The 13,762-nt window shown below is 54.0% G+C and carries 9 protein-coding genes and 2 tRNA genes; 1 reads left to right on the top strand and 10 read right to left on the bottom strand.

All coding sequences use genetic code 11. The annotated features are described in order from the left end of the window. Positions 1–392: 392 nt before the first annotated feature. The 4 genes from SD70_RS32865 to SD70_RS36785 all read right to left on the bottom strand — a co-directional run bounded on the left by SD70_RS32865 (position 393) and on the right by SD70_RS36785 (position 2,637). A complete protein-coding gene (locus SD70_RS32865; RefSeq protein WP_052487073.1) occupies positions 393–1,916 on the bottom strand; it encodes a methyl-accepting chemotaxis protein in 1,524 nt (507 codons plus the stop codon). A gap of 283 nt (positions 1,917–2,199) precedes the next feature. Beyond that, positions 2,200–2,273, bottom strand: a tRNA-Ile gene (locus tag SD70_RS05365). A gap of 15 nt (positions 2,274–2,288) precedes the next feature. Next, positions 2,289–2,365, bottom strand: a tRNA-Met gene (locus tag SD70_RS05360). Between the two features lie 107 nt (positions 2,366–2,472). Beyond that, positions 2,473–2,637: a hypothetical protein gene (locus tag SD70_RS36785; protein WP_197080945.1), complete on the bottom strand. Its 165-nt coding sequence runs from the start codon at positions 2,635–2,637 to the stop codon at positions 2,473–2,475. A gap of 199 nt (positions 2,638–2,836) precedes the next feature. Here SD70_RS36785 and SD70_RS05355 point away from each other — a divergent pair, with 199 nt between their 5' ends. Further along, complete coding sequence (locus SD70_RS05355; RefSeq protein WP_041046335.1) at positions 2,837–3,349, top strand: 2'-5' RNA ligase family protein; 513 nt, start codon at positions 2,837–2,839, stop codon at positions 3,347–3,349. Positions 3,350–3,426: 77 nt separating this feature from the next. On the opposite strand, the gene SD70_RS05350 is transcribed toward SD70_RS05355, so the two are convergent. From SD70_RS05350 to SD70_RS39145, 6 genes are all read right to left on the bottom strand, one after another. Then, on the bottom strand, positions 3,427–5,142 hold the full coding sequence (locus SD70_RS05350) for a hypothetical protein (protein WP_041046333.1): 1,716 nt from the start codon (positions 5,140–5,142) through the stop codon (positions 3,427–3,429). A gap of 17 nt (positions 5,143–5,159) precedes the next feature. Continuing rightward, positions 5,160–6,437: an efflux RND transporter periplasmic adaptor subunit gene (locus SD70_RS05345; RefSeq protein WP_231571053.1), complete on the bottom strand. Its 1,278-nt coding sequence runs from the start codon at positions 6,435–6,437 to the stop codon at positions 5,160–5,162. 20 nt (positions 6,438–6,457) lie between these two features. After that, positions 6,458–9,586 (bottom strand): efflux RND transporter permease subunit, encoded by a 3,129-nt coding sequence (locus tag SD70_RS05340; RefSeq protein WP_041046331.1) that lies wholly within the window; start codon positions 9,584–9,586, stop codon positions 6,458–6,460. Positions 9,587–10,019: 433 nt separating this feature from the next. Further along, complete coding sequence (locus SD70_RS05335) at positions 10,020–12,212, bottom strand: hypothetical protein (RefSeq protein WP_052487072.1); 2,193 nt, start codon at positions 12,210–12,212, stop codon at positions 10,020–10,022. Between the two features lie 60 nt (positions 12,213–12,272). Next, positions 12,273–13,220: an extracellular solute-binding protein gene (locus SD70_RS05330; RefSeq protein WP_269432423.1), complete on the bottom strand. Its 948-nt coding sequence runs from the start codon at positions 13,218–13,220 to the stop codon at positions 12,273–12,275. After that, complete coding sequence (locus SD70_RS39145; RefSeq protein ID WP_269432422.1) at positions 13,178–13,762, bottom strand: ABC transporter substrate-binding protein; 585 nt, start codon at positions 13,760–13,762, stop codon at positions 13,178–13,180. The genes SD70_RS05330 and SD70_RS39145 overlap by 43 nt, the downstream gene beginning before the upstream one ends.

Below are 13,762 nucleotides of genomic sequence, written 5' to 3'. Positions count from 1 at the left end.
TCCCATTTTTTCGCATAAGCTTTGTTTGTTACCCAGATCGTACCCCACAGGATGAGAGCTGCGATCACGAGCGAGAAAATTAAAGTGGGTATCACGGGAAGAACCCCTTTCAATGTCAGCACAAATGCGCGATTATCGTCACTTATGCATTTATTTTAGCACATCTGCCTTCGCTATCGCTACCTCGTGCGTCTTGCCGGTCAGCCAAATACGTCTATGCAAAAAAACCTGCCCGCAATCGGGCAGGCTTAATCAATATAAAAGGTTATGATGAAAAGCCTAAAAGCTAAAACAAAGATTTGTGCGACAATTCTGACTTCCACATCTCAAGTATAAACCTCTATATATAGTATGTCAATTGTAAATTAAATCAAAATATAGAGTTCGTCATGCTACTCGGCGGCAATGCTCTGGGAGATGCTTCTCGTTCGATCGATGATCGCGCTCAGCCTTTCACCCAGCTGCGCCAAAGTCCCGGCCAGATCTGACGACGCCTGGATCAATTGAACTTGTTCGTTCGATAGCGATGTAACGCCTTGGACGCTCTCGGCTACCGTCCCGGAAGTTTGCGAAATTTCTTTGAACGAACTTACGATTTGTTCGCTGCTGGCGGAAATTTGTTGGGAAATGGCCGACACGTTCAAAATTTCCTCGGCGACTTTCTGCGTAGATTCAAGAATATTGTTCAGCGCTTCGCCGACAATTTGAATCGCCTGCATGCCCTGCTCCACTTCCTGCCGCACTTCGCCCATGGACGTGCTTGTCGTCTCGATTTCGTGCAAAATATGCCCGATGAACTCGGAAATTTGGTTCGATGAGTTGCTCGATTGCTCGGCGAGCTTTCTTACCTCGCTGGCGACGACGGCAAACCCTCTTCCCTGCTCTCCTGCCCGAACCGCTTCGATACCGGCATTAAGCGCCAATAAATTCGTTTGAAACGAAATGTCCGAGATGACGGAGGCAATGTTGTTGATTTCTTCCGATCGGCTTTTTACGTTTGAAAATTTATCGATTGCCCGTCTCACCGCTTCGTTCGCCCCCGTTATGATGCGGACGGCTTCCGCGGCGGAAGTGGCGCCCTTCTCCACCTCGCCGCTAACGACCGAAGACGATTCGGCGACATGAGAGGATGTTTCCGCAATCGAGCTCACCCCGACGGAAATTTCCTCTATCGAGCGTAGGCTATCCTCGGAGCCTTGGTACAATTTTTCCGCTACGCGGTTGACATTCGCCATGAGGCCCGCGATGTTGCCGGTCAGCTGAAGCAGCTGGTCCGAGCTTCCCGCGAGTACTTTCGAATTTTGTTCGACATGGGACGAGGATTCGGAAATGTCCGATACGATGTGGCTGACAGCTTGTTGAAATTTGGCCTCCTGCTCTTGTTTATACGCGGCGGCCGCCCGCTTCCTGGCAACGAGCTGATACACGACGCTGGCCATAAAGAGCACAACGAAAACAAGATGGATGCAAACCATCGCGAAGGAGTAGTCTTTGGACCCGAACACAAGCTCCGGCATCACAAACAGACCCGCGATATGATGAATGGCGAAAAGGACGGCGCTGATCAACAGCAGCGGAATCATTTCGTAGTACAGCAGCATGGCCAGTACCATGAAGACGGAAAAATGATACTCCACCATACCCGAGCCGCCGGCTATGATCGAAATGCTTCCAAACGTTAACGTGAGCATATTGAGATACGGAATCCATACTTGGTTTTTGCGAATCGCGTAGCAAACGACGGTTATTGCGAAGAAGAGAACCGGGATGGCGAGCAGCACGTTCAGCGTTACGGCCCCGACGCTCCCTTCGCGATGAAAAAGATGACCGGAGCGGTGTAACGCGTGCACAATAAATGACAATACGATTAGCAGCAATGACATCAGGATCATGACTCGATTTTTGGCGGCAATCATGCTGAGCACCCCTCGATTAATAAAGAAATGAATTCTGTACAATAAGTTTGACAGAATCGGCCAAAATCCCTCTAATTTCCTATGAAATTTTAAATTTTTTTTGATAGCGAATGCGAAGTTTGGCGAACAAGTCGAAAAATGGAGAAAGACGCCTGTAATGCGTGGCGCTGCAAACGAAAAGCCCGCGCTGTTGTCTCGGCATTTTCAAGACAACGAATGGCGGGCTTCCTTTTGGGAAAAAATAAAAAAAACCTTACAATTGTAAGGGTTGCGCGATATCGAATGGGCCCTGCAGGACTCGAACCTGCGACCAATCGGTTATGAGCCGACCGCTCTAACCAACTGAGCTAAGGGCCCCTGCGAATGTGAAATTGGTTGCGGGGGCAGGATTTGAACCTGCGGCCTTCGGGTTATGAGCCCGACGAGCTACCGGGCTGCTCCACCCCGCGGTAACGTCCAATCGGCTGCAAATCGCAATTCGCAGCGACAAAAATAAATATACACTAATTGAAAGCTCGAAGTCAAGGAAAAAAGGAATTTTTTCTGCTTGGACAAACTAAAGCGAATAGCGGACGCCGAATCGTCCTTTGCGCGATTTGTACACTTCCACCTGCTGCGGGCATTCGTAGCCGTAGATCCACCAGTCTTCCTCCATCCGCTTCGCCAAGCATCCGGCTTGGAATTTGCTGTCGTACAGCTTGGCCCAGTACACCCATTGCATGACGGTTTGCACTCCTTGTTGTCAGGGATTGTCTGTCCTTTAGCATATCCAAAAACCGGCCCTTCTAACGGCTTGCTTCACGATATGCTGCTGCGATGCGTGCATCCTCCCAATTTAGGGTAAACTGTAGACGGTGCGGCTTTGCTTGCAGCCCCTGTTCCTTTATAATAGATCTAAACAGTCCGGAGGAGGGATTTCCGTGCAATTCGGCATCGCCGTCTTCCCATCGAAAGAAGTGCAGGATATCGCCAACAGTTTCCGCAAACGGTATGACCCTCATTACAGTCTCATCCAGCCGCATTTAACGATTCGGGAGAAGGATGAATGGACCGACGAGCAGCTGGAGCGGGCAGTCGCTTTGCTTGAGCAGGCCGCTCAAACGACAGCGCCGTTCACGATCCATTTCAACCGCTTTAGTTCGTTTTATCCGGTCGCGAATGTCGTCTACATGGCCTTGTCCGATACAAAGCCGATGCAGCGTCTGTACGAGGCAATTTGCACCGGCGGGTTAGAGGAGCCGAAACGGACGTACCTGTTCAATCCACACCTGACGATCGGCCAGGCAATGAATAGCGACGAGCTGCACGACGTGCTCGCCAGCGTCAAATCGAAAAAGCTCGACTTGACGAGCCGGATTGACCGTTTCCACCTGCTGTACCAGACCGACAACGGCGCCTGGACGGCGCACCAAACGTTTCTGCTGCGCGGCTGACGGCCGCAACTTCCCGCTATGGCAAAAATGCCGCGTCCGCCCTGCAGGGCGAACGCGGCATTTTTCATGGCGCGGTATTACTTCAGCGTCGTCAGCAGCCGTTTGGCCACCTCGCCGTTCGTGTTCGTGAACGATTCGTAAATGCGGAACGTGAACGGAATTTCCAGCTGCGTGGTAGCAGCGCTCAAAGAAATTTCGTTGGAACCGTTGATCAGCGCGTTCACGCCGGTCAAGCCCAAGTTCGGCAAGCTGGCGATAACGCGGCCGTCGGAGCCTACGACATCGATCTGCAGCTTCGGCGAAGAGCTGTCGACGATCGCTTGCGGATCTTGCTGAATATCGAGGTCCAGCTTGAGCTTGTACGTATATACGCCTTGGAAGTTGGCGCTGGCCGTCCAATTGTTCATTTTCAGCTTGAACGGATACATATTGAGCTCTGTGACCTGAATCGTATCGTCCAGCTGGGCATCTGCACGAATGGCAGCAATGACCGATTTGTACGGCTTCACCGTTTGCGCGTCGAGCAGGCGCAGCTCCAGATCCGTGCTCTCCTGCGACTTCGGCACTGTAAACGAGTACGATACGGTCGTCGCTCCGCTCGGGATGACGCGCTGTGCCGTTATCGCTTGAGCGAATCCGGCATAGACGTAGCCATCTGTGCTGACCAGCTCGGTCGCGAACGACGGCACCGGCAGCGGACGATCGCTTTTGTTCAGCAGCTTGAATTTTGCGATGGCTGTCTTGAAGCCGTCTCTGTCGTTATCCTGGACGTGAAGCTCGACGAGAGATACTTCCAAATTCTGGTGAATGATTTTGTTCAGCTTGTCGAATGCGATCGGCGTACCAAGCTTGTATTTGGCATCGCTTGCCGACGGAGCGGTCACTGTTGCTGTCGGCAGCACGATGTTCAAATGTCCGACATTAAACGTCTTCTGCCCTTCAGCGCTCGCATACTTTTCGACGGTAAGCACATTCAAGCTTTGCAGCACGGTATCGATATCCGTTTGGATGGCGAAATGCACGTAACGCTTCTCGCCGGCTTCAAGCACGATCGGGCCTTGCTCGACGAGCTGGCCGCTGTACACGTCGGTCGCCGATTTGCCGTCCATCGCCAAGTCCGGCAGTGCCTGACGGTCGGAGGTCGGGTTTTCGACGAGCACTTGAACGACGCTGACCGGGCTTTGGCCGTTAAAGTCGCGGGTCAGATCGACCGGCTTGTAGACGAGCGGAGAATTCAAAGACGGCAGCGTAAAACTTTCGCCCCATTTTCTCATCGCGTTGCTGTCCTCGATTGCGCTCTCTTTGCCTTCCCAGATCATGCCCGCGGCCGGAATGTCCAACATGAGCGTTTCTTTTTTCGGATAGACATAGAGATCGACGTCAACCCATTCGATATCGGCGATCTTGATGTCGTCGGAGCGGTCGACAGTCAGCATATAGCTCAGCTCACGGGTCGCTTTGCCGTTCACGGACGGCACGTTCGTCGCGCTCGGCTGCAGCGTATATTCGGTGCCGTCTTCCGTCTTCAGGCGCAGCTCGTAATCCGGCACCCGGGTTAATTTGCCGGTCGTGTTCGTCAGCCGGACGACCGCGCCGAGCCTTGTTCCGTCTTTCACCCGTTCGTTCAGCACGCTCTTCACTTCGACCCGCAGCGAGTCGTTCAACGTGTAGGACTGAAGCGTAGCCGGCGCGCCTGCCGGTTCGCCGTCGGCGCGAGCTGCCGGCAGAGCGGAAGTGGCGATGGCTGCGGACAACAGGACGGTTGCGAATGTTGTTTTCAAATATTTTTTCACGGATAAGTCCTCCTCGGTTATTTCGCTAGCTGTACTTTGTCTTTATCCTTCAGCAGATGCTGGCCGGTCACGACGAGCTGTTCGCCTTCCTTGACGCCGGACAGCACTTCCTGGTTCGCATCCTTCAAGCGTCCTAGCTCGACTTTGCGCTTCTCGACATGGTCGCCGTTTACGACAAACACATACGTATCGCTGCCTTCGCGCACGACGCTCAGCGTCGGAATGGCGACAACGTTCTGATCCTGCGCTTCGGTGAGCAGCACTTGCGCTTTCGTGCCGGGACGGATTTTGCGGTCCGGATTCGGCACTTCCAGCTCGAGCGTGTACGATTTGGTCGTTGCGTTCATAACGTCGGCCAAATAGCTCACTTTCGCCTTCGTCTTGTCGACGACGCCGGGTATGTAGAACGTGAGCTCTTGTTTGCCGCGGACGAGCTTGGCGGTTTCCTCCGTCAATTCGGCTTTGATTTTGATCGGATCGAGCTGTTGAACGGTGCCTGCCCGGAAACCCGACGGCACCGACATGCCGACTTCGATGCCAAGGTCCGTCACTACGCCGCTTGCCGGCGCTTTGACTTCCAGGTTGCCGAGCGCCCGGTCCGCTTGCTTCAGGCTTACGCCAGCGAGATCGGCGGCAACTTGGAGCTGCTCCAGCGATTTGTTCGTCTCCAGCGCATTCAGCTTGTCGCGGGCACTCTGCAAATCGAGCTTCGTATTGTTCAGCTGGGTTTCCGCCTGATCGACCTGCGGTTTGGCGACTAGTCCGGCGTCGTAATCGTTGCGCAGCTTGTTGTACGTCTTCTCCAGATCTTTGACCGCTTGCTCGAGCTTCGCGACTCCGTTGCGGGCGTCGGTTTTGCTGTTTTCGATATTATCTTTGGATATGCTGTACTGCAGCTGCGAATTGCGCTGATTCAGCTCCGCCTGCTCATGCTGGAGCTCGATATCAGTCGGGTCGATGCGGAAAATGACATCGCCCTTGTTCACCAACTCGCCCTTCTTCTTGACGATTTCCAGCACGTCCCCGCCAGTCTTCGCCACGACGTCGAGCTGAATGGCGGACACGACGTCCGCCACTTGCTCGAGCGGATCGGCGATCATCGTTTTGGCAATGGGCTGTACCCGGACGGCAGGAATTTGTTGTTCCTGGGCGGCTCCTTGCGCCGGTTTGGCCGGCGCCTTGGAGCAGCCGGCGGCCAGGGCCGCCGTCAGCACGACGGCGCTGATCAGCTTGGCGCTTTGGAAAGCTATTGTAGCCAGCGGCTTTTTCATTTCGTTCGTATGACGCATTCTCATTGGTTTTCTCCTTTATCCCCTCAGTGTGTTAGGCCCGCGTTCGAATGTCCGGCTTCGGCTTTGTCGTGCTTGTGAAATATACGGCGGGTACGTTTTTTGAACGCATCGATAAGTTCGTAAACGATCGGCACGACAACGAGCGTAAGCAGCGTGGAAGTCGTCAATCCGCCGATGACGACGATTGCGAGTCCCTTGGAAATAATCGTCCCCTTCGATAAACCGAGAGCAAGCGGCAGCAGCGCTATGATCGTAGCGCCGGCAGTCATAATGATCGGGCGCAGGCGAGTCATCCCCGCTTCCAGCAAAGCATCGCGCACTTCGTAGCCCTGCTCGCGCAGCTGTTGCACGCGGTCGATCAAGACGATCGCATTCGTTACGACGATCCCGATCAGCATCAGGAAGCCGATCAAAGCCGTAATGTCCAGCGTCTGGCGGGTGATCAGGAGGCCGAGCAGTCCGCCGATGAGAGCGAGCGGCAGCGAGAACAAAATGGCGAACGGCGCGCTGGCGTTTCCAAACGCCAACACCATGATTAAATAGACGATAAAGATCGATGCGGCCATAGCCAGGAACATTTGCATAAAGCCTTTCTGAATATCGTCGGAGACGCCCTGCACTTCGGTGCTGACGCCCGGCGGAAGCTTCAATTGGTCGAGTGCCGCTTTCACTTTGGCGCTGACGCCGCCTTTGTTGTTCGAATCGATCTTGGCGCTCACTTTCAGCGTCTGGCTTTGCATCTCGCGGTTAATGGAGACCGGAGCTTCCACTTCCGCAACTTTGGCGATTTCGTTAATTTGAATGACAGCCCCGGTCTGGGTTTTGATCGTAAATTCGCCGATTTTTTTGACGGAATCTTTGAAAGAAGTATCGATCATGACCTTGGTTTTGAACAGCGTATTGTCGAACTTCAGATCGCCCAGCTTCGTTTCGGCAATCCAGCCCGCGACGGTGCTCAGCACCATTCCGGAGTTCAATCCGTACATTTTTGCTTTGTTCTCGTCGACGGTAATCTCGATCTGGTTTTTCTTGTCCGCCATGCTGTCGGTAATGTCGCGCAGCTCGGGGAACTCTTTCATTTTCTCCTTGACCATCTGAACGGCCTGCTCCAAATATTGCTCGTCGTCGCCCTTCAGCGCATAGGAGAAGTCGGCGCCGCTGCTGCTTGGAGGTCCTGCCGAGAACGTGCTTCCATTCACCTCGGAGCCTTTCGGCACTTCCGCTTTAATTTTATCCTGCCATTCTTTGGCAGCTTTCTCCGCATTCGTTGTCGCGGATACTTCGGCGAACATGGTCGTCAAGTAGGAAACGCGGTCGCCGGAAGTGGCGCTGGAGGCGTTGGCATTGTACCCGACCAGCGATTCCACGTAAGTAAAAATCGGCTTCCCGTTCGAATCTTTCGCATCCAGCATCATTTGCTCGAGCTCTTTTGCCTTAATATTCATCGATTCGAAGGAAGTCTCTCTCGGCATCTTGATGGAGAAAAACATTTGCTTCTGCGACTCGTCGGCTCCAAAGAAGGCGACCGGGAGATTAGGTACAGTGACCACGAGCGTCAAAACAAATACGAGGAAAGCAAGTCCCAACGTTCTCTTCGGCCGGGTCAGCGTCCAATTCATAATGCCTTTGTAGCGGCGCATAATCGGACCGACGCGGTTCTCGTCGTGGTGGGGCAGCTTCTTCGACCTGAGCACAAGCAGCTTAGCCAGCATCGGAATAACCGTGAGCGCAACGATGAGCGACGACAAAATTGCGCAAACAATCGTAATTGCAAACGGGCGGAATACGGAGCCGACGACGCCGGATACGAAGGCGATTGGACCGAACACGCCGACCGTCGTAATGGTCGACGACGTAATGGCAGCCGCCACTTGCTGAGTAGCGAACTTGATGACCGATTCGTCGCGTTCATGGCGCTTTACCAGCTGGCTGTATATGTTCTCGATGACAACGATGCTGTCGTCGACGACACGCCCGATAGCGATCGCCATTCCGCCGAGCGTCATAATGTTGAGAGAAATATCCATAACACCCATCAGCATCAGTGTGATGAGAATGGAAAGCGGAATGGAGACTAAAACGATCAAGGTCATACGAACGTTTTTCAAGAAGAGCAAAATCATGATCGAGGCCAAAATGGCGCCCAGTATGCCTTCCTCCAGCATACCGCGAACCGATTCCTTGATGTCGGTCGCTTGGTTGTAAATCGTTTGGAATTTCACGCTGGGCAGCGTCTTCTTCCAGCTTTCAATCAGTTTGTCGGCCGCTGCGGAGAACTCGACCGTATTGGCTTCCTTCGTCTTGTAAAGAAGAACGCCGATCGCCGGTTTCCCGTTCAAACGGGCATAAAATGTCGATTCGTTGATCGCTTCCACTTTGGCGATTTGCTTTAGCATCAAGGTATCGCCCTTCGGGGTCATGAGCGGCATGTTCTGCAAGTTATATACGGTGTTCAATTGGCCTTTGATTCGCACCATTTCCGTATTGCCGTTAAAGTCTACGGTACCGGCCGGGCTGGATACGAGCGCCGCCTGCAGCATGCTCACCGCCTGCGGAGGGGTGAAACCGTAGTTGTTCAGCGCATTGACGTCGAGCTTGATCGTCATCGTCGCTTCGGCGTTGCCGACGGAGTCGACATGGTCGATGCCCTTGATCGAATTGAAACCTGGCAACATGGTGTCCTTGTATGCTTTATCCAGATCGTTTTGGTTCATGCCGTCTTCGCCGTACAAAGCCAAATAATAGACCGGCGACGATGCGAACCCTTGCGTCACCACTTTCGGCTTCGCCGCTCCATCGGGCAGCTTCACGTTGGAAATCAGGCTCTCTACGTCTTTCTTGATGTCCTCCGGTTTCTGGTCGCCGTCAAGAGTAATGAAAATTTGCGAATAGTTGTCGGCCGACGTAGATACGAGATTTTTGAGACCGGAGATGCCGGCGACCGACTTTTCCAGCGGCTTCGTCACTTGATCGAGCACATCGCTTGGCGGAGCGGTGTACTGCGTTACAACGGCGACGAAAGGAAACGAGATGTCCGGCATCGATTCCACTTTCAACGAGGAAGCCGAGTAGGCTCCTCCGCCGATCAGCAGCAGGATGAGGATAAACACTGCTGCCACGTTTTTCATGGCGAAATTGGTTAATTTGATCATCCTTAAAGTTCCTCCACTTTCCTCTTCCGTTTGCATGCCTTACTTGCGTATGTACATCCTGACCCTAATTGTAATTGGAGATCATTTGGAAAAAATGCGGCCATTGCGAATTTTTTGTGATATTTTTCCAGATACCTCCCACTCCTTCCGAGCCTCCCCTTCTATAGACGATGCCACTGTTGTCATTATAGCGGTTCTCCAGCCACCCGTAAGGTGAATACAGTCATGATTTGACGGTGAAAACAGTCATATCACTGCCGTATGACTGCGCATGACTGCATCTTACTTCGGGTTGAGTCAGCGGCCATTTCTCATTATAGCGGCTTCGCGCTTCGGCCAAATCATTCTCGAGACCGATCTCCACAGCAAAAAGACTCCACCTGCAGACGTAGCCAGGCGGAGTCTTTTTCAAGGTTATGATGGTAGCGATCGATTAGTCCTGAGAGTACGCAAACCAAGTATTCTTCACGGTGCCTACCAAACGGCGGTGGCCCTGGAATTCTTCGTAGATGTTGAAATCGTATTCCTTCAGGAATGAAAGCTTGTATATCAAGTCTTCGTTGTTGAGACTAATGTGGAAGCCTTTGTATTGGCCTACCCTCAGTTTCGTCTGGGCCGTATCCGGGCTATCGCTCGATTGCGGCTCGAAGCTGCTTAAATCGGTTGACCATTCAATGGCGCGCAGCCCGTTCGTATCGTTGAGCTGGAACACGACTTTGCGGCCTTCCGTATTCACTTGCGTGCCCGTATCTTTCGTAATTTCGTAGTCGAACTTTAATGTCAGCACCCTGTTTTCCAGCGACGTTCCGATATGATCGATCGACAGCGTATACGGCGCTAGCGGGATGTCTTTCAGCGGCGTCTTTACTTCGTTGTTCACTTGCGGCAGCCAGAACGCGAACGGCTTCACGTACATATCAGGGTCAGAAGTTGCAGTCGTGGTGGTATTGTTCGTGTTGCTTGTGCTTCCACCCCCACCTGACACGACCTTGCCGTCGGACGACACCGCTTCGCCGAGCAGCAAGTTCATGCCGCTAGCATTCGCGCCTTTTGGCAGAACGCAAGATACAATGAGCAAAGCTTTACCTCCCGGCCCCACTTTGTCCTTCACGTCCAGGACGCTTGCCGGATATACGGTCCCGTCAGCCGCCCGCAAGTTCGCGACCAGCTTCGCGACGTTGGCATACCGTTTCTCCTCGTTCGCCACCAGCACTTCCGCCGTATACAAATCGGTCGATTTGCCTTCGTACTTGCGCATGGCCTGAACCGAAAATTTGGAACGGTAGCCCGGGTCGGTAAGCGCGAACGAAGCGGCCGAATCGGAGATTGGCACGTTCAGCACTTCCGCCGGCGTTTCGAATTCCAGCACGTCTACCGGCGTTTGATCCGCCGCTGTTTTATCCGCCGGCTTCTCCTGCAGCACGAGCTTGAGCTTCTTGAACTCGTACGTGTACGGCACTTTAGCCGCTACCTGCAGTCCGACGGAGCTGCCTTTCGCCATGCCGAGCACTTTGGCCGGAGTAACGACTTTAGCTTCCACCTTCACCGCGTCATCCAGCAAAAAGTACCCGCTCATGTTCGGCACCGGCAGTGAGTCCGAACCGTTGTTCGACACCGTCAAATCGGCGGTCAGTATGTCCTGGTCTTCCCAAGGGAGACGGTACATGCCGTTCATTTTCGCCGTGTACAGCCCGTTCTCGTCCGTGAACTGCACTTCCTCGCCCGCTCCGCCGCTATCCTGCTGATTGGCGGCCGGAAGCTGGAAAAAGGCGATCGGCACGTTGAGCTTCAGATCGGCCAAGTTTTGCGTGATCACGAGCTGCAAGCCGTCGGTCGAGACGGAGATCGGGACGCTGCCGGACAACGTGACGTCCTTCGTCTCCTGCGGATTGATGACAAGGTCTTTGAGTCCTTTGGCTTCCATCGGATACGTGTACCCTTGCGACGTGCGGACCGCGAACTGATACGCCGGCATCGTCAAGCTGTGGTTGTCCACGTTTTCCAGCTTCAGCTTCACGTTCGGCAAGCTGTACTTCTCGTTTTTGCCGAGCGTGAATTTGTCGACGTAGAGCGACATGTTCGTACCCGACAGCTTGACGGTTTGCGAGCTGCCCGCCGGCGCCACGCCCGTGAAATCGTCCGGCACCGGAATTTCGCCGAGCGTGCGCTCGAAATTGTCGAGGGTGAAGTCCCACTTGATGATGCGGAACTTCAAGTCGCTCAGCGACGTCGCTTCGTTGACGGTCGAGTAGAACGACAGCTCTTGCGTCGAGCCCGCAGGAATGGTGTTTTTGTCCTTATCCTGCGGCATCATTTTCACCGTGAACTGGGCTCCGCTTTTGCTGATGAGGCGCACCCAATAATCGATGAACGAGACGTCCTTCCCGCCGGTGTTCGTTACGCTGAGCGTAAAGGTGACGACTTTGCCGTTTTGATCGGACAGCATGTTCACCTGCTTCACCTCGGCGTAGCTGCTGCCGTTCAGATCGACACGGCCGAGTGCGGCCGCCGTAATGGCGTCGCGGCCGTCGTCCGCGAATGCAGCGGCCGGCAGCGCCGAACCCGCCAATACTGCTGCGAGCAGAGCGGTCATGACGAGCGGGGCGCGCTTGCGGCTTTTGGTCATGGCTAGCATCCTCTCATCGTTTAATAGGTAAATTTCGTAAAATCATAGCTTCATTATACCTTATTTTTCCGCAGAAATCCCCATCGGGGTTATTGGTCCGGTCGGATTTTCTTTCATTTGCTTCAGCATCGCATCGCCGTCCGTTTGCCACTTTTTGAGCGCGTCGCGGACCGACATTTTGCCCTGCAGCGCTTGCATGAAGTTCTGCTGGCCGAGCCCTTGTACGGAATAAATGTTCGGCAGCTCGCGCGTAATTTTGTAATCGTTAATATTAATAGGCACCGGCTTCGTGTTGTAGAACGCTTCGATGTTGAACGTCGCTCCTCCCGGCGGGTTGATGTACTTTTTCCGAGAAACGAGCTGATACGAGCTGTGCGACTTGAGCCGCGCCCAGTCTTCGCCGTTGACGAACTGGATAAACTTCCAGGCGTCTTGCGGGTTTTGCGCTTTGACGTTGATGCCCATAATGCCGTTCATGTAAATTTGCCCGCCGATTCCGGGCGCTTCCGGATGCGTCGGCATCGAGACGACGTCCCACTCGATCGGCGTATAGCCTTGAATGGAGCTCTTGTTGGCGTTGATCAGCTGCGGCAGCCAGCCGTAATTAATTACCGCCATCGCCAGCCGTCCGGACATGAAGTCGTCATAGGCGAACGGCGTATTTTGGTCCGGCTGCACCATCTTGGCGCGGTTGCCCGGCTGGCTGAAATCGATCGCCTCCGGCATCACCTTGTCTTTCTGCAGCTGAATCATCGTCGTCCACACTTTTTCCCACTGGTCGGAGTCGACGGTCATTTTCTCGCCCTTCTCGTCCCACATGCGCAGCTGCAGCGGCTGGGCGTAAATTTGCGTCGCCCAGTACATGTCGCCGCCGTGCGCATTCGTGTTGAAATTGAAGCCGTAAATCGGCTTGTCGCCGTCCGGCTTCGCCACGCGCTTGGCGAGGTCGAACGCTTCCTGCCACGTCATGCCGTCTTTCGGGAACGAGACGCCGGCATCCTGGAACAATTTTTTGTTATAAATAACCGCCGAGGAGTTGAAGAGCGGCGACAGCGCGTACAGCTTCCCGTCGGGAGCGGCAGCTTGATGCCTTCCAGCACGGCCGGAACGATGCCGCTCGTATCGAGCTTATCTTTCTGAATGAGCGGGTCAAGCGGAGCCAGCAAACTGCTGCCGATCAGATCGGGCAGCTGTCCGTAATCGACCATGACCAAATCCGGCGGATTGTCGCCCTGCATCGCTTCCTTCATCTTCTCGAACGGATCAGGAATTTTCTCTCCCGGCTTCGGGCCGCCGCCATAGCGGAACCGGTCGTCCATCGTCGGTACAAATTCGATTTTAATGTTCGGATTGGCGAATTCGAATATTTCCGTGAACTGCTGGCGGAAATATTCGTTGTCGTCGCCGCCGCCGTACATCGTCGTCGCGATGCGCAGCGTATGGGGACCTTCCGTTTCTTTTTTCGTCGCCTTCGTACAGGCGGTGGCGAGCGGGACCGTCAGCGCCAGCACGACGGCGGCCGACAACGTTTTTCTGAGCAATGGTTTCAT

The organism is Gordoniibacillus kamchatkensis (genome assembly GCF_000829455.1).
Lineage (GTDB): Bacteria > Bacillota > Bacilli > Paenibacillales > NBRC-103111 > Gordoniibacillus > Gordoniibacillus kamchatkensis.
The sequence above is the reverse complement of the archived record's forward strand: the minus strand, read 5'-3'. Positions and strand labels throughout refer to the sequence as shown.

Coding starts and splice junctions, on each gene's coding strand:
- SD70_RS05340 (WP_041046331.1), bottom strand. CDS start 9,586: ATGATCAAATTAACCAATTTCGCCATGAAAAACGTGGCAGCAGTGTTT.
- SD70_RS36785 (WP_197080945.1), bottom strand. CDS start 2,637: ATGCAATGGGTGTACTGGGCCAAGCTGTACGACAGCAAATTCCAAGCC.
- SD70_RS05345 (WP_231571053.1), bottom strand. CDS start 6,437: ATGAGAATGCGTCATACGAACGAAATGAAAAAGCCGCTGGCTACAATA.
- SD70_RS39145 (WP_269432422.1), bottom strand. CDS start 13,762: ATGAAACCATTGCTCAGAAAAACGTTGTCGGCCGCCGTCGTGCTGGCG.
- SD70_RS32865 (WP_052487073.1), bottom strand. CDS start 1,916: ATGATTGCCGCCAAAAATCGAGTCATGATCCTGATGTCATTGCTGCTA.
- SD70_RS05335 (WP_052487072.1), bottom strand. CDS start 12,212: ATGACCAAAAGCCGCAAGCGCGCCCCGCTCGTCATGACCGCTCTGCTC.